Source organism: Enterococcus sp. 12F9_DIV0723, from assembly GCF_002174375.1.
Taxonomy (GTDB): Bacteria; Bacillota; Bacilli; order Lactobacillales; family Enterococcaceae; genus Enterococcus_A; species Enterococcus_A gilvus.
Window position 1 is genome coordinate 647560 of sequence record NZ_NIBK01000002.1, and the last position, 15963, is coordinate 663522.

Here is a 15963-nt window from a genome sequence, read left to right on the forward strand (position 1 = left end):
CAGCAAGTAGTAAAAAAACGTTGGAAAATCACAGGAATTCTTCCACTTTCTTATCATAAGGCTTTCCCTTTCCACGGCTGTTCCTCCTCTTCTCATTCTTTGATGACCTTTTTCATAACAGACTCGTTACAATTGAACATTTTTGTTTTTAGACATTTTTTTTAATTCATCAAGTTTTTTGACTGATTCTTTTGCATAATGGTCGGCTATCTCGTTCCCAAAAAAACCACTGTGGGATTTCACACACAAAAAGTGCGTAGTAACCGCCTCATCTGTAATAATAGATTTAATTTTGTTCTGAATGAGTTGATCCACACTTTTAAAATAATAATTTTTATCCGCGATTCGAGGCAATTGATCAAAATCATGAACGAGTATAAATTCTTTTTGATTATTGATAAGCGTCATGATCTGCAGAGCTAATAATAGCGCTTCCACTTCGGCATACGTGCTATTGGTATTCTTTTTACGACTTTTGGTAAACGTTTGAACACTCCCATCACTGTCACTGACGATTACTGAACACCCATATTTTCCCTTTTGGTCATTATAAGAACCGTCTATATAGACAATTGGAAGTTTTTTCTCTCATATGCAAGTATCGCTTCAATAGTGTTTTTGTCTTTTATTTCTGCCAAAACTTTTCTTTGCGCTTCTAACCATTTCACGGCTTCTCTTTTTGTAGTAAATCCACGATTTGTCCAAATACTATTGTTGGAAAAACAATTTTTCTTGAATGTATCCACTGAACTAAAAACTCCAGTACGTTTTCCATAGGCAATAGCAAAATATTCTTTACCTTGATTATTACGGTTTCGCTCAAGCCATTTTTCTGCGTCCTCCATCGTTTGAAAGCCCCCTGTACCAAGCCCTCCTGAGAAACGATGAATTTGTTTGTGATAGGTGTTAAAATAACGATAAATTCCCGTTCTTCTCCCCTTTGCGACGGCATATATTCCTTTTTTATTTTCTTTTGAAAAGCCATTTTGGGCTAGCCATTCCCATCCTTGCTCTTCAGAAAAAACTTTTTTGTATTTCGCACCTGAGTAATTTTTTGTGGCTTTTAAAAAAAGTTCTTTATCTTTAGTGACATCTACAAGCCTCCCGACGGCTATTGCATAATATGTTTTTTTAGCTGGTGTTTTCGTTAATGGGACTGTTTCCTTCTTTATAATAAAATCGTATCCAAGCAGCCATTCCTTTGCTTCTTCAATAGATTTGAATACTCTACTTGAAGAACCAGAAAAGCCCTTTGTCGATTTCTTATAGTCATCCACATTTGCCACTATCACACCCGTTTTGTCTAAGTAACGCACAGCGCAATACCTAATTTTCGGCAAGTTCTTCCCCTCCTTCTCACATGAATAGATTGCTTTTATTTTATCGTAAATCCTTAGAAGGAAAAAGCGTTGAAAAAATTTTTTCAAGTAATTCTCCCAAAAAAACAACCTTGATCGTCCGTTTACTAAACACTTTGGTGGAGAGGCATAGCCTAAGTAGTTGCTTGATAAATAGCGCACACGTCGGATGGTAAGTAGTCCGTCTTTCTCTATTCATGATTCCGTTAAAAAACACCTCCTAGTTAAATTCATTTCAAATTGAATTCAATAGGAGGTGTTTTTTATTTTGTTTTAGATTGCTGGGTCAGTGCCATTCCTCTTCTTTCCAAATTCTATGGATATAAGAAAAAGCCTCTTAAAAAGAGGCTTTTAGTGAATGCAGCTTTCATTTAGTTAAACGTGGCTACTCCGATACATTTCCAGCGAAGATCCCTTGAAACCCATTGGTCAAAGCCGCATTCTCTGTCAGACGGAAATGCAGAGCGCCATCGGGCATCCCTTGATTTTGCATGGAGACTAGCACGACCGGCTGATCATTGGTAAAGCCAAAGAGGTAGACGTGCCGGCTCATGCTCGCTTTGGGTGATCCCGTCTGCGCATCTGAATAGGCAGCGACGATACTGTATTCCGCAGAAGACTCGCCTGTTTCGGACCATTCACTAGAAACGATGATATCATTTATGGCAATCGGCATTTTAGCATTCGCTCCGACCACTTCACTAGGAAATTGCACGCCGTAGTAATTCACATTATTGTTCGGCTGGTACGCGCCATAGGTTTGCCCCATCTCTTGTCCCCAGCTAGTCATAAATGAGTCCAATGCACCTGATTTTTCAGCATTCCAGGCTGTTTCTGGTGCAGAAATGGTTTCACTTGTACTTTCCATTGATTGACTGGTCGAAACTCCCGTACTTGTCGATGACGTTGTACTAGTTGTACTGCTGGTTGTTATGTTTGATTGTTTAGTGGAAGACATGGTCGTAGAAATCGATGTTTGCGACGTACTGCTATTTTTAGTAGTCGTATCCTCGCTTTTACTACACCCAGATAAGGCCAATACACCTATTAAAACACCCATACTAATAACTGATTTTTTCATCTAATCGCTCCTCTAGCTTGATTGATATAGGATTATAATAACAATAAACCCAATGAATCAGAAAGCTTTTTTTTATTCAATTAGAAAAAACTCGCACGTTCGTGTATTGTCTATCATTGTTATTTCATAGCAACGCAATGAAGGCTTAAAAAATCCCTATTCTACTTAGAAACGATTCTTTATTTCTAAGTAGAATAAGGGATTCTTTTATTTTATCGTATCTAACCATTGGATCAGCCGCTGTGCTACTTGCTGATTTTGATCGCTGATCGTAGACTTTCCATCTCCTTTTTGATGCCCATAAGCACCAAATCCAGCATGGTTTCCTCCAGCGATTTCTTGATACTCTGTTGACTCAGGTAAGTTCTTTTTGGCTTTCTGATAGGCCTCTTTATCCAGGACATGATCATTCTCACCAGTCAGAGACAGCACAGGAATTTCACTATCCACTAAACGACCTTTCTCGTCAGGATAACTCGCCAAGAAGAATACGCCTTTTAAGTTGTCAGAATGATCTTTCGCAAACCGACTAGCCATCACACCGCCTAATGAATGGCCCCCCATGATGAAGGGACGTTTCGGCTGTTCCTTAAGCACCTTTTCGCCACGATCCGGCGCAAGCACAGCCAAATCAAGCGGCATTTTCATGATATAAACGGGATAGCCCGCATCCGCCAACTCCTTCGCCCAGACACTGTAGCTTTCCGGTTCGATTAGCGCACCTGGGTAAAAAATAACCATTGGTTTTGACGTGTCTTTTGAAGGGAAGTAAAGCCACTCACTTGCCTGTTCTGCTTTTTCTGCCGTTTGTTTCGCATCGTTTGCTGGTGAATAGGTCTGTGATTTTAGGTACCCGATACCGCCGATCATCACGACAACGATCCCGATGAAAATAGCTAGAAGTATTTTTTTCCACTTTTTCACAATTATCGCTCCTTTCTATCGTTGCAATCATATCATCTTTGAGCGTTTTGCTACAATATGGAGGCCTTCAAGCCGTGTTGATGACAGCGGATGGATAGGATTATCAAATGCAAAGAGCACAAACTTCTATCATATTTTGATGGAAATTTGTGCTAATATGATTGATGGCTGTCTAGTTCGACTGGTTCTTGCTATTGCGGAATGATCGGCAATAATAGATGAGAATCATACTTGCCGCCAGCATAAAGTGAGTGCCGCCCTTTGTTTACGGTATCTGTATGTGCGTAACCCCGTGCCACACCTACGACTTCTTCTTGTACGATCTCGCTTCCTTTGATTACCAACTCCAGACTTTCACCACGATTCAGTTTGATACTGGAAGGCCAAATTTCGATTTCGACAGGAACAACTTCTCCCTTTTCTAATTTCGCCAAATTCGTGTGTTTCAGGACGGGTTGATAGATGGTCGATTTTTCCAAATCAAGCTCGCGATGGGAAGCTCTGAGCCAACCATGTGCAACGATCCCATATTCCATTTGATTAAAGTCTGGCAGCAACACTTCATTGCCAAGGATATCCAATTTTTTGAGCCCTACAAAAATATCCATGTCGTCGGTGTCTTCCGCACTGACCCAGATCTTCAGCTTTGAATAGCCGGTTATTTCCAATGTTTCATCCGCTGTATACTTAAAGTGAACTTCATCATTTTCAAGCGCGTCTGCTTCGCTATTATACGTGAGCATAGCTTCATTGTTTTGAGCGGTTTCTACAAATGTCATAGTTTCATCGTTTAGATAGAATTTCTTATATTCCGTGTTTTCTAACGGCCATTCTTGAGCACTGCGCTGTTGCCCTTGATAAAACCTTTCCCGCACTTCGTAACGAACAGGCGGTGTATTGCGCCAGCCATTTTCGATTCCCTTCAAGAAATAATCGAAGAAGGCTTTTTGCTGCTCAAGGGATTCACGTAAATAATAGGTCTCCCATTCTTTCCGACCATGAACTAGTAGCCACTTATCTTGACTAGAGGATTGTCTGAATCCTTCAAAGGTACCGCGACAATGCAAACCTTGGGTCGACCAGCTGGCACAAACAAACATCGGTACATTGATTTTGTTTAGCTCAACTTCACGTTCCTGCCAATGCTCATCAAGTAACGGATGGGCTTTTTGCTCGTCAACCATCGGTTCGATTTCATTTTCTGGAAAACGGGTGCGATTAAGAGCTTCAAAGCTGGACGAAAAAGCTGTTTCCGGTATCCCTCCGTGAAAATACCATTCCCGATAAAGATCGCTAGTGCCCTCCCAAGGAATGATCGCTTTCAGATGCGGCGGATTCAAAGCAGCCACTCGCCATTGCGTCATCGCCAAATAAGAAACTCCGTTCAATCCAATATTCCCATCAGACCATTCTTGCTCCGCCGCCCATTCGATGACTTCATAATAATCTTCGGTCTCGGTTTTCGTCCAAGGATAAAGCGCCCCTTCAGAATTCGAACTACCTCTTGTCGCGATTTTGATCAATACATACTCATTCGGTACCCAAAATCCTGGATCAGGTGATTCGATTGGCGCATACAATGAAGTTTCGATCGAACCGACAGCTGGCCAAAAGCGATGGAAGACTTGCCACGGCGGCAGCGAATCTTTGATATAAGGGTCCATACTCATCACTACTGGAAATTTTCCCTGACGATTTGGACGAAAGATGTTGACATAAAGTGTGATCCCATCACGCATTTTGATCGGGACATCCTTTTCGAAGATCATCGGCTGATGACCATAATGAATCGTCCCCATCACGATTTCATTCAAACCAGGCTTTGTCTCATTGGGATGGGTAGCTTCTAAATCAGGACGACTTTTGATAACGCTCATTGATTTTCCTCCTTATTTCTCTCGTATTTACGAAGTGGCATTCGCAACTGACATCCATTTCTTAAAAATCGACTGTAAAAAAGAGGGCCATAAAGTTGGTAAGAACTTCATGACCCTCGTCTTTCTGTTCCAGGCTATACGCGGGACAGTCTTTTCTATGATTTTACTGTGCTACTTCAAACCCAACTGATTTAAAGCCGCCATCTAACTGAATCATTTTAACTTTCGCTTTGATCGGTAATTTGGCAGTTAGTTCCTTCACATTTTCACGCGTCACGCCATAAAGCGCGCCGTGGAATTGATGCGTTCCATTCGGAAACCGTCCGACACAGATACAATAGGGAGATTTATCGACAAATCCGGCATTTGCCTTTACAAATGTGTAGTCTACTGCTGCATTGATATCTTCAAAACGAATCTCATCTATCATGGCTTCATCGCCCATTTCGATCCAATCCAAATGATAACTGCCGCATTTTTGACAGGTTGGTAGTGGAGGCCATACAATGTCTCCACATTCTTCGCATTTCATTCCTAAAACTTTGTTATCTTCCAATGCATCGTAATAGGTCTTTAAAATAGGTCGTAGTTGATACATGTGTAGTCCCTCCTTTTATTTTTGATTTTCCAGAACGATACCGACTGTCGTATGACCGCCGCCCATGCCGCGAACCAGACATTTGTTGACGGGTTTATTCACTTGACAATCGCCGGCTTCACCGCGCATTTGCAGGATCGCTTCACTTAACATGTTGATTCCTGCAACACCAAAGGCATGCCCGAAACTCAAATCTCCACCATGAGGATTGATCGGTGTATCGCCATCAAAACACGTTCTGCCATCTAATTCATATTGATAACCTTTTCCTTCAGGCAAATAACCAAAGACTTCCGCACTGTCTAATTGTTCGCCAGAGGTCATTACAGTCGTAATCAACAGATCCAATTCGCTAGGGTCGTAACCGTTCTTATCCAACGCTTTTCGCACATCAACATTCATCTGATGGAAGCAGAATGGAAAACGTTGCGTGTTGGAAGAGCTGGCATAATCGACGACATTGATCGGTTTCTCTGAGAACTTTTCTGCAATATCTGCGGAACAAACTACGATCGCTCCAGCCGCCACATTATGCAGAACCGTTCCACTCTTACGAATATATTGTGTGATCTTTGGATTCTTATTGGAGCGCATATATTCTAAAACATCATCATAACCATTTTGTTTCGCAACCTCAGTATAAGGCACACGTTCAACGGCGCGTTCACAGTGAGAAGCATTCCGTCGTAAATTGACCGCCATCGCATTATACGTATCATCCAATGTATCTTCTGAAATACCGTAATTTTGCGTATAATATTTTCCTTGTTCCTCCGTCAGCAGGTTATCGCTGACACCATCAAAACGATAATAGGTTGTGTCAAACAATACTCGACCCGGCGACCACCAGCCATCATAATTCTCGATTGGCTCTAACATATAAGCCGGTTTGTTTCGCGGATTAAAATGTTTCGGTGTTTCGATCCCAGCACACAGGACAATATCGTATTTACCAGAGGCAACTGCATTAACGGCCTCAGTAAATGCCATGTATCCGCTGGCACAGGCTTGTTCGATGTGCATGATTGGTTTTCCAGCTAAGCCAACCCACTCTTCCAGTGTACCAACCATGCCTGAAACGCCCCCAGCAGTAACAAAATTAGAAAACTGAGAATAAATCACCTTGTCGATATCTTTTGGCTTAACACCTGCGTCCTCCATTGCTTGATGACAAGCACACGCCCAGAGTTCGTAGATAGATAATCCTTCATAGGCAGGATCATCAAAATATTTTTGACCAAGTGTACTTGTACCAATAACAGAAACAGGACGTGAAAAATTACTTTTGACCATGATAGTACTCCTTTCTTATTTTAAGGTATTTATTTTTTTGTAAAAAATAAGTCTTATTTTCGAACCATATGTCATTCTTCTAAACACTTTTCACAATTTTTTCAGAGAACATTTTTAATAGCTTGCTCTTGCCTTCGTCTTTGTATTCTTTTAAAACGAATGTATCGTTGGTTGGTGTTTGTCCTGGTGCAGGCTGAGCCACATCTGGATTTCCTGTCCAATTAACTAAACGACAAGTACGTTTTTTGATGCGCCAGCCTTTTTCTGTGCGAATCAGCTCATCATCATACCAGCCGCGTCCAGTCCAAGAATTGCCGTCGCCTATTTCAGCCGCCGCATCGCGAACCAATAGCCAATCACCATAAGTAAAGGCATGAGCGGTATCGCCATCGACCTCTACTACAGAGCCGAACATAGAATGCATATGATTATCTAAACTCTCATGAAAGACTTTAAATCCGTAAGTGAATTCATCTAAATTCTTCCATAATGCTCCTGCTGGTCCAAAGTCAGCAACGGCATCTTCAGTAAATACTTGGTCCATCAACTCCCATGATTGCGAATCTAGAACTAAGGCATAAAGATTAATTACTTGAGTGATCTCAGTTTTGTCATTGGTGTTCATAGCATCAAATCTCCTTTTAATTGTCTCGATTTGATATCGCTTACACAATATCTACCTTCATATTAGCGGGCAGAAATAGATAAGTACAATAGCATTATTGTATGCTATTGACATGTATTATTCGCTATCTGAATAATGGATAAGTACCACTGTTAACACAATAGATTTCGATTTAGTATGTGTGTTTTGTATACATTACAAGAAACGTATACTTTTTTGGTATTTCACTTTCTCCTCTGAGCCGGCCTATAATGAAAGCGGATTAACAAAGGAGGGATTCTACTTTGAAAGAGGATTCAATAATCTGGATAGTCGGAACCGAGTGCAAACCAGGCGTGGATGAAAAAAAGTTCAATAAATGGTACGACGAGGTTCACGTACCGATGCTGTTGGAGGGTGATTTTGTTAAAAGAGTCTTCCGTAGCCGACTCGCTAACAAAACCTATCATGTTGCTAACACAACCCATGAATGTCCCAAATATTTAACGATCTATGAGTTTGAGGATGTAAAAGCGTTTGAGGCATGGATGACTTCACCTGATCGTAAAGTTGCTGGTGAAGACAAACTCGCGACTTGGGGTGAAGGCGGAGGTTATGAAGTTTTTTGGGCATCACGGTATGACACAATGCAAGCTTGGAACAACTAATGATCTACTAAAACAAACAAAAGAAAAGGAGTTGTACCATTATGGAAGTAAAGAAACTAATGCACGTCTGTATAGCCGTTCCCGATTTAGAAAAAGCCTTAGATTTTTATTGTAACGTCATGGGCTTCAAGTCCACATTCCAAACAGAAAACGATCAAGCGGATGGCAGACTCTTAGGATTTGACCAAGATAAAATCGGCTTGCGAGCACACCATCTTCTATCAACTAGCGCCGATCCTGCGCAAGCTACAGAGATCAATATTGTGGAGTTCACGAATCCTAAAACCCTAGACGAAAAACCATATGAAGCAATGAATCATATAGGGCTTACCCGTCTAGCTCTAATGGTGGATGACACGAAAGAAGCAATTGAAACGGTCCGCAAAGTCAATGGCGTCGAGGTCGTCAGCGAACCGAATGATATCCTGATCGTTGAACCTGATGTGACTATTACTGCAACCTGGGCCAGCTTTAAGGATCCATTCGGCATCTTTATTACCTTGTCTCAACCGCCAAAAGCTGAAAAAAATAAGTAGAGGATGACTATTATGGAAAAATTTATCGACCGATTATTTCATGTTTGTGTGACTGTAGCAGATATCGAAGAAGGATTAGCCTTTTATCGAGATGTATTAGGAATGGAAACAACTGGCAGCTTAAGAAATGAAAAATCTGACGGCGCAGTATTAGGCCGCCCTGGCGAAGAGATCATCATTCACGCGGAGCATATGATTGGCAAAGAAACAGAAAATGCAACTGTTATTGACCTGATTCAATACGTTACGCCAAAAGCGGATGAAACACCGCCATTAAAGAGCTTGGAACGCATGGGTATCACTCGGATGGCCTTTGGTGTCAGCGGTATCAATACGATTTATCAACGTTTAGTCGACCGAGGAGATATTGAATTTGTTTGTGAGCCGATGCTGTTGAATGCTCCCGGCGGTGGCCACCTGAAGGTTGTTACCTTCCGTGATCCATTTGGTGTTACCCTTGAACTGATCGAGAGCATCCCTGCATAATAAAAAAACGCTGGAGGAAGTAACTTTCTTCAGCGTTTTTCATTTCTATAAGACTAGTTAAAAAGCCAAGCGATTTTTTCCCTTCATTTTTGAAAGCAAAAGATCGATTGGCTTTACTTTTGTTAAGTATTTTTCAAAAAAACTATCTATCTAGTTAAAAGTTTTTAGCCCTCCACTCACCACTACCGGTGCTTCTGTTTTTTGCAACACTTCTTCAACTGTCGTTCCCTCCGCAATTTCAGTCAGCAGCAAGCCTTTTGGTGTTACCTCGATCACAGCCAATTCTGTCACGATCATGTTCACTTTATTGATCGCTGTAGCTGGCAAGGTGATCGCATCCAGGATCTTCGGAGCACCGTTTTTCGCTGTATGGGTCATGGCGATAATGACTTTTTTCGATCCGGTCACGAGATCCATCGCCCCGCCCATTCCTGGAACCATTTTCTTTGGAATGATATGACTAGCGAGACTGCCGGAAGCATCGACCTGCAAAGCACCCAAAACAGTCAGATCCACATGCCCTCCGCGAATGATGCCAAAGGATGTTGCGCTATCGAAATAGCAGGCACCGGTATTCACCGTAATTTTTTTACTCCCGGCGTTTACAATATTAGGATCAGCGTTGCTTTCATCGGCTAGTCCTCCCATTCCCAGCATGCCATTTTCAGACTGTAGAATGATCCGGATATTCTCTGGAACATAATTAGCGACCATTGTAGGCATGCCGATCCCGAGGTTCACCACCATACCATCTTCTAATTCTTGCGCTACCCTTTTTACGATCTTTTCACGTTCGTTCATGCCGGCTCCCCCTCTACAATGTGATCGACAAATATCCCCGGAGTCACTATATTCTCCGCTTGAATTCTACCTAATGGGACGACTTCTTCCGCTGCCACGATCACTAAGTCCGCAGCTGTTGCCATTAGTGGATTGAAGTTGCGGGTCGTTCCGCGATAAAAAATACTTCCATCCTCATCAACAATAGATCCCCGTAGCAAAGCCACATCTGCCCGCAACGGTTTTTCCAGCAAGTACTCCTGTCCATCTATTTGTATAACTTCTTTTCCCTCTGCCACATCGGTTCCTAAACCTGTCGGAGTCAGAACGCCACCAAGTCCAGCCCCCCCTGCACGAATCCGTTCTGCTAATGTCCCTTGAGGAACCAGCGTCACATCCAATGATCCATCGCTCATTAATTGCCCGGTCAATGGTGTGAGTCCAATGTGTGAGGCAATCAGTTTCTTTACAGCACCGGCTGAAATTAATTTACAGATACCAGTACCTGGTGTTCCCGTATCATTCGCGATCACGGTCAAATTTTTCACGCCGCTTGCTACTAAAGCATCCATCAAAATTTCGGGTGTTCCGCAGGACATAAAGCCGCCGATCATGACGGTCATCCCATCCTTGATCTGCGCTGCTGCTTGTTCCGCTGTCATTCGTTTCATTTGATCAATCCCTTTCTACAATCAATGCTGTACCCATACCGCCGCCAATACAGAGTGTCGCCAAGCCATACTGTGATTCTCTGCGTTTCATTTCATATAACAAGGTGGTCAGGATGCGTGCTCCAGATGCTCCGATGGGATGTCCTAGTGCGATTGCGCCGCCGTTTACATTCGTGATATCTGCTGCCAACTCTAACTCACGTGTCACTGCTAAAGCCTGTGCCGCGAACGCTTCGTTGGCTTCCACCAAATCCAAGTCAGAACTCTTCAAATCCGCCATCTTTAAGGCTTTTTTGGTTGCCGGGATGACACCAAGTCCCATCACTGATGGATCAACTCCCGCGGAGCCGTACCCTTTTATTTTGACTAAAATCGGCAATCCAAGTTCGTCTGCCTTTTCCTTTGCACATACGAGGATCATTGCTGCTCCATCATTGATGCCAGAAGCATTTCCGGCCGTAACCGAACCATCTTTTTGAAAACTTGCTTGCAGTCTTAGCAATCCTTCGATCGCTGAGTTAAAACGAGGGTACTCATCGTGATCTACTACAATTGCGTTACCTTTTCTTTGAGGAACAGCTACTGGAGCAATTTCTTCTACAAACCGTTCCTGCTCAATCGCAATTTGCGCCCGCTGCTGACTTTGCAATGCAAAAACATCCTGCTCTTCGCGACTGATCCTATATCGATTGGCTACATTTTCAGCAGTAACACCCATATGATAGTCGTTGTATACATCCCAAAGACCGTCACGAATCATTGAATCCACCAGCGTGTCGTTTCCCATTTTGGCACCTAAGCGATGTTTCTCTAAAAGATACGGCGATTGGGACATATTTTCCGTTCCGCCAGCCAAAATAATATCAGCATCGCCAGCTTTGATGATCTGCGCCGCTAAGGAGATTGCTCTCAGTCCTGAACCGCAAACCATTCCTAATGTCATAGCTGGAACTGTATTCGAAATCCCACAGCCTAGACTGACCTGCCGTGCGACGTTTTGCCCTAATCCGGCTGACAAAACATTGCCGATGATCACCTCGTCGATTTGCTCGCGGTCGATTCTTGCCCGTTCAATACTGGCATTCGCCGCAGCAATACCTAATTGAACAGCAGAAACATTCTTAAATGCTCCTTGAAAATTTCCAATCGGTGTTCGTGCTGCACTTACGATGACGATTTCTCGCATAACTATTCCTCCCAAGATAGATTAATGTGTTAAAATAAATTGATAAAAGCGTTCTCATCTTTAAGTATATGACCTCTATTCTATAAGTAAAATTGTTTCTTAGTATACAAATCAAGGTTGGTATGCATTAAGTGAATAGTAGCCCTCTGCCTAGAAAGGACAACTCATGAATCTGATAAGTTTACGTTATTTTATAACCGTTGCGGAATATTCAAGCTTCACCAAAGCCTCTGAGCGTTTATTTGTGACTCAGCCTACTTTGAGCCGGCAAATCTTGGATCTCGAGGAAGAATTAGGCGCTCAGCTCTTTATTCGCAGCCGCCATTCCCTCGTTTTGACTCCCGCGGGACATCGCCTGCTGCCTGAAGCAAAAGTGATTATTAAGAAATGCGATAACTTAAGTGAATTAGTCAAAAACGAGAATAATGACCTAACTGGTTCGCTTCGGATCGGCTATCAAGTGTTTTTAGATACCACACTAATGTCGCAGGCACTAAAATCAATCACTAAGGAAAATCCGCAAGTCGATATTCTACTGTCACGAGGAGGTTCCTCAGAACTGACAGATGATCTGACGCAGGACAATTATGATGTGATTTTTACATTGAAAATCTGTGTCGAGTCGTTGCCAGATCTTGAAGTTTTTAAGCTGCAAGATAATATGCTGCAAGTCGCTGTTCCTCGCAATCATCGCTTGGCGAATCAGAAGAAAGTGTACATAAAGGATTTAGCTGATGAACGATTTATTTTACTTGATCGTAAAATGTCGCCGTCCACTGTCGATTATGCAACGGGACTATGTATAAAAAATGGTTTTTCACCGAATGTTTCCTATTATGTCAATGACGCGGAAACGGCGATGCTGCTGACGGGGTCCGGAAAAGGAATCACTTTCGTATTTTCTAGTCGACCTGGCGAAAGGTCATCTGAAGATATTGCGATACTTGATATTGAGGAACTGGATGACGGTCTAGATTTTGTGCTGGCCTATAAGAATGGAAATACCAATCCGATGATTCCATTGCTAGTAACTGAGCTGTTGGAAACCATAGAGCCTCATGAAACAATTGATTCTTAATAAAATAAAAAAGGTTCCCTCATTGAAAAAGTCAATGGGGAACCTTTTTGTCAACCTTGCTTATCGATAATCAACACGGGATATTCCGCTATTTTTGTAAAACCAGATGCTTTTGCCGTTTTAATTGAGGGAACATTTTCTTTCCAGCAATCCCAATAAACAGCTAGTTTTCGTTTGCTTGCTTCATTTAAGAATAACCTTACCATATTTGAGGCGATGCCTCTTCTTTGATATTCCTCACTTAGCTCGATCCCAATCGCAATTGATTTACTGCTTTGATATTCACTTGTACAAAATCCCTGCACTTTATCTTCTGCTAGGAATGCATAGCCAATACCTTCCTGCAAGAAAGAATCAAGATTGCTGTAGCTAGCCGTCTCGCTAACTTCCTCGATAATCATGCCCAAATTACTTATATCCGAACTCATCATTTCTTGGTCAATTGCCGCTACCCCTTCATATGTCGTTATTTCTTTTTGCACTGGTAAAATATAAAAAAGACTGCGAACATTTTCAAAAACAGAAGCAAAATTCGATTTGATCATTTTCGGAATCGCTAAGCCATCGTAGAAAACGATCACTATCTCTTGATCCGTCTCAGCGATGACAGAAGAAATCTCCTCTTCCCTGTTTTCAATATTTCCAGCTATCCAAATGTAGTGACCGAAGATCAGCAGGCACCATTCCGAGAGGTCGTTGTCGTCTGTAAAGATTCTGGCTAATTGCGGGTTCTCCTCCACTGTATCAAGCATGTATTGCAATGGAGAAAATGAGAGCAGCTTTCTTATTTCAGGTGTAATAGTTTTATGTTGACGCATGGTGCTTTCCTCCTCTGTTTTCCATAAACTTCTTTCTTCTATTCTACCTTAAATTGCTTAGACAAATCCTAGTATTAGTAAATCTGAAGTGAACTCAACTTTGGCTATTCATTTTTTGCATAGCTAAAAAAAACAAAGTGTGACTATCCAAATTCGGACTTTTACTTTCTTCAAAAGGACTCCTATAATTCGAACTGTTCAACAACTAGAAAGAAGTGGAGGAAAAGAATATGACCGCAAAAATTACAGATAAAATGAAATTTAGTCCAGCTTTTGAATACATTGATGATGGGATCGAACATGGTGTGCTTAGTCCCTTCGAAACCAAAGAAGTGATTTTGAAAAAAAGCGAAGTGATCGCAAAAGGTTTTAAGCCGCTATCAGGAGACATTCGAATGTTAAAGGATGTGCCCGTGACATTGCGCGATGGCGTGACGATTTACACCGATATTTATTTACCGGTAACCGTAGAAAAAGTTCCTGTTTTGATTGCTTGGAGCCCTTACGGAAAAAGCGCCGGAACTGCTCCACGTTATAAAAATTTGTTCAATATGTTAGGCATGGGCAATCACTGGAATTCCGGTTTAACAAAATTTGAAGCACCAGATCCCGATTATTGGTGTGCTCATGGCTATGCAGTCTGCAATCCAGATATGCGAGGCATCGCTCATAGCGAAGGCAATACAACGATGCTCGGTTCACAAGAAGCCGAAGACGGTTACGATTTGATTGAATGGTTGGCAGCACAAAATTGGAGCAACGGAAAAATAGCTCTGACAGGAACTTCTTACTTGGCCTTCTCCCAATGGTATATCGCAGCAGAACAACCGCCTCACCTAACTTGTATCAATCCAACAGAAGGGTTGGCTGACGGTTATCGTGATCTAGCCTTTATTGGAGGCATTCCTGATAAGAATTTCATCGAGCGTCTGCAAGTCAACCATGTCAGTGCCACTGGCGCGCTGCGGGAAGATTTGACCAAGGAAATGGATGCTTATCCATTGGCAGATGCGGCGCTTTGGAAAGATAAAATGGCTGATCCAAGGAAGATCACTGTACCAGCATTCGTCATCGCCAGCTATTCAAACACGCTCCACACGATGGGCACCTTCCGTTCTTGGCGTACGCTAGGCTCAAAAGAAAAATGGCTTCGCATCCATGACCGTCAAGAATGGCCTTACTATTATGATGAAAAAAATATTGAAGAACTGCGCCGCTTCTTCGACTACTATTTACTTGGAAAAGAAAATGATTGGCTGGAAACACCAACGGTTCGTTACTCAATCCTTGATTTTCAAGGCGGCAATCAAACGGATATTTCAGCAGAAAGCTTTCCACCTGCTGCAAGTGAAACTAAACGCTATTACATGAACGGCCGCTTTCGTACGTTGCAAGAGAATCCTGAATTAGCAGATTTTCCAGTAAACTACACAGCCGAAGCTTTACCAGGAAGAACCTCTTTCCAAATGACCTTCGATCAAGCAACAACGTTCGTCGGTTATCCAAAAGCAAAGCTGTTCATGGAAGCGGATGGCTACGATGATATGGATGTCTTTGTTTGGATACAAAAATTGGATAAATTCGGCAATGTATTAAGCGAATTTGTCGTGCCGAATCATGGAGCTGCCTTACAAGACTTTACCCAAGAAGGTGCTTCGGCGTTGCGCTATAAAGGGGCTTGGGGACGTCTGCGGGCATCGATGCGTCAGCTTGATGATCAGCTTTCAACGGATGAAATTCCTGCCTATCGCTTTGATTGTGTAGAAAAGCTTTCTCAAGGAGAAATCGTTGAAATGGATATTGTCTTGAGTCCCATGGGCTTAGCCTATGAAGCTGGAGAAACCTTAAGAGTCGTCGTAAGTACAAAAGATGAGCTCGGTTCTGTAATGCCCGGTACTCCTGGTGCTAAACCTGACAATCATGAAGCTCATATCCTGCATACTGGCGGCGAATATGCTTCATATCTGCAATTGCCTATTGTAAAATAATTGTGAAAAATCACTGA

At 42.3% G+C, this 15963-nt stretch carries 17 protein-coding genes; 5 read left to right on the plus strand and 12 right to left on the minus strand.

The window, feature by feature from the left end; genetic code table 11:
• Positions 1 to 126: 126 nt before the first annotated feature.
• The 8 genes from A5868_RS16145 to A5868_RS16180 form a co-directional block, all read right to left on the minus strand.
• Positions 127 to 573, minus strand: a complete 447-nt coding sequence (locus A5868_RS16145) for an RNase H family protein (RefSeq protein WP_086304843.1) — start codon at positions 571 to 573, stop codon at positions 127 to 129.
• Positions 561 to 1340 carry a ribonuclease H1 domain-containing protein gene (locus A5868_RS16150; protein ID WP_176281336.1) on the minus strand — a complete coding sequence of 260 codons (780 nt, stop codon included), beginning with the start codon at positions 1338 to 1340 and terminating at the stop codon, positions 561 to 563. Before A5868_RS16150 ends, A5868_RS16145 begins: the two co-directional genes overlap by 13 nt.
• Positions 1341 to 1743: 403 nt before the next feature.
• Positions 1744 to 2439: a DUF4767 domain-containing protein gene (locus A5868_RS16155; protein ID WP_086304847.1), complete on the minus strand. Its 696-nt coding sequence runs from the start codon at positions 2437 to 2439 to the stop codon at positions 1744 to 1746.
• Positions 2440 to 2646: 207 nt separating this feature from the next.
• A complete protein-coding gene (locus A5868_RS16160; RefSeq protein WP_086304849.1) occupies positions 2647 to 3363 on the minus strand; it encodes an alpha/beta family hydrolase in 717 nt (238 codons plus the stop codon).
• 191 nt (positions 3364 to 3554) lie between these two features.
• The gene (locus A5868_RS16165) at positions 3555 to 5240 is read right to left on the minus strand and encodes a CocE/NonD family hydrolase (RefSeq protein ID WP_086304851.1); all 1686 of its coding nucleotides are present in this window, start codon (positions 5238 to 5240) and stop codon (positions 3555 to 3557) included.
• A gap of 163 nt (positions 5241 to 5403) precedes the next feature.
• Positions 5404 to 5838 carry a Zn-ribbon domain-containing OB-fold protein gene (locus A5868_RS16170; protein WP_086304853.1) on the minus strand — a complete coding sequence of 145 codons (435 nt, stop codon included), beginning with the start codon at positions 5836 to 5838 and terminating at the stop codon, positions 5404 to 5406.
• 15 nt (positions 5839 to 5853) lie between these two features.
• Positions 5854 to 7131, minus strand: a complete 1278-nt coding sequence (locus tag A5868_RS16175) for a thiolase family protein (protein ID WP_086304855.1) — start codon at positions 7129 to 7131, stop codon at positions 5854 to 5856.
• A gap of 79 nt (positions 7132 to 7210) precedes the next feature.
• A complete protein-coding gene (locus A5868_RS16180) occupies positions 7211 to 7756 on the minus strand; it encodes a nuclear transport factor 2 family protein (protein WP_086304857.1) in 546 nt (181 codons plus the stop codon).
• A gap of 284 nt (positions 7757 to 8040) precedes the next feature.
• On the opposite strand from A5868_RS16180, the gene A5868_RS16185 reads away from it, so the two are divergent.
• The 3 genes from A5868_RS16185 to A5868_RS16195 are packed head-to-tail and all read left to right on the plus strand — an operon-like array spanning position 8041 to position 9425.
• Positions 8041 to 8403 carry a DUF4286 family protein gene (locus A5868_RS16185; protein WP_086304859.1) on the plus strand — a complete coding sequence of 121 codons (363 nt, stop codon included), beginning with the start codon at positions 8041 to 8043 and terminating at the stop codon, positions 8401 to 8403.
• A 41-nt stretch (positions 8404 to 8444) separates the two neighbouring features.
• Positions 8445 to 8939 (plus strand): VOC family protein, encoded by a 495-nt coding sequence (locus tag A5868_RS16190; RefSeq protein ID WP_086304861.1) that lies wholly within the window; start codon positions 8445 to 8447, stop codon positions 8937 to 8939.
• A 12-nt stretch (positions 8940 to 8951) separates the two neighbouring features.
• Complete coding sequence (locus tag A5868_RS16195) at positions 8952 to 9425, plus strand: VOC family protein (protein ID WP_086304863.1); 474 nt, start codon at positions 8952 to 8954, stop codon at positions 9423 to 9425.
• Positions 9426 to 9575: 150 nt separating this feature from the next.
• Here the strand turns inward: A5868_RS16195 and A5868_RS16200 are convergent, their stop codons facing one another.
• The 3 genes from A5868_RS16200 to A5868_RS16210 are packed head-to-tail and all read right to left on the minus strand — an operon-like array spanning position 9576 to position 12062.
• Positions 9576 to 10226 (minus strand): 3-oxoacid CoA-transferase subunit B, encoded by a 651-nt coding sequence (locus A5868_RS16200; RefSeq protein WP_086304865.1) that lies wholly within the window; start codon positions 10224 to 10226, stop codon positions 9576 to 9578.
• Positions 10223 to 10876 (minus strand): CoA transferase subunit A, encoded by a 654-nt coding sequence (locus A5868_RS16205; protein WP_086304867.1) that lies wholly within the window; start codon positions 10874 to 10876, stop codon positions 10223 to 10225. Before A5868_RS16205 ends, A5868_RS16200 begins: the two co-directional genes overlap by 4 nt.
• A 4-nt stretch (positions 10877 to 10880) precedes the next feature.
• Positions 10881 to 12062 (minus strand): acetyl-CoA C-acetyltransferase, encoded by a 1182-nt coding sequence (locus A5868_RS16210; RefSeq protein WP_086304868.1) that lies wholly within the window; start codon positions 12060 to 12062, stop codon positions 10881 to 10883.
• Positions 12063 to 12228: 166 nt separating this feature from the next.
• Here A5868_RS16210 and A5868_RS16215 point away from each other — a divergent pair, with 166 nt between their 5' ends.
• Positions 12229 to 13140, plus strand: coding sequence for a LysR family transcriptional regulator (locus tag A5868_RS16215; protein WP_086304870.1), 912 nt, complete (start codon positions 12229 to 12231; stop codon positions 13138 to 13140).
• Between the two features lie 50 nt (positions 13141 to 13190).
• Here the strand turns inward: A5868_RS16215 and A5868_RS16220 are convergent, their stop codons facing one another.
• Positions 13191 to 13958, minus strand: coding sequence for a GNAT family N-acetyltransferase (locus A5868_RS16220; protein WP_086304872.1), 768 nt, complete (start codon positions 13956 to 13958; stop codon positions 13191 to 13193).
• Positions 13959 to 14188: 230 nt separating this feature from the next.
• On the opposite strand from A5868_RS16220, the gene A5868_RS16225 reads away from it, so the two are divergent.
• Complete coding sequence (locus A5868_RS16225; protein ID WP_086304874.1) at positions 14189 to 15946, plus strand: CocE/NonD family hydrolase; 1758 nt, start codon at positions 14189 to 14191, stop codon at positions 15944 to 15946.
• Positions 15947 to 15963: the final 17 nt, after the last annotated feature.

Coding starts and splice junctions, on each gene's coding strand:
- A5868_RS16155 (WP_086304847.1), bottom strand. CDS start 2,439: ATGAAAAAATCAGTTATTAGTATGGGTGTTTTAATAGGTGTATTGGCC.
- A5868_RS16165 (WP_086304851.1), bottom strand. CDS start 5,240: ATGAGCGTTATCAAAAGTCGTCCTGATTTAGAAGCTACCCATCCCAAT.
- A5868_RS16170 (WP_086304853.1), bottom strand. CDS start 5,838: ATGTATCAACTACGACCTATTTTAAAGACCTATTACGATGCATTGGAA.
- A5868_RS16175 (WP_086304855.1), bottom strand. CDS start 7,131: ATGGTCAAAAGTAATTTTTCACGTCCTGTTTCTGTTATTGGTACAAGT.
- A5868_RS16180 (WP_086304857.1), bottom strand. CDS start 7,756: ATGAACACCAATGACAAAACTGAGATCACTCAAGTAATTAATCTTTAT.
- A5868_RS16190 (WP_086304861.1), top strand. CDS start 8,445: ATGGAAGTAAAGAAACTAATGCACGTCTGTATAGCCGTTCCCGATTTA.
- A5868_RS16195 (WP_086304863.1), top strand. CDS start 8,952: ATGGAAAAATTTATCGACCGATTATTTCATGTTTGTGTGACTGTAGCA.
- A5868_RS16200 (WP_086304865.1), bottom strand. CDS start 10,226: ATGAACGAACGTGAAAAGATCGTAAAAAGGGTAGCGCAAGAATTAGAA.
- A5868_RS16205 (WP_086304867.1), bottom strand. CDS start 10,876: ATGAAACGAATGACAGCGGAACAAGCAGCAGCGCAGATCAAGGATGGG.
- A5868_RS16210 (WP_086304868.1), bottom strand. CDS start 12,062: ATGCGAGAAATCGTCATCGTAAGTGCAGCACGAACACCGATTGGAAAT.
- A5868_RS16215 (WP_086304870.1), top strand. CDS start 12,229: ATGAATCTGATAAGTTTACGTTATTTTATAACCGTTGCGGAATATTCA.
- A5868_RS16220 (WP_086304872.1), bottom strand. CDS start 13,958: ATGCGTCAACATAAAACTATTACACCTGAAATAAGAAAGCTGCTCTCA.
- A5868_RS16225 (WP_086304874.1), top strand. CDS start 14,189: ATGACCGCAAAAATTACAGATAAAATGAAATTTAGTCCAGCTTTTGAA.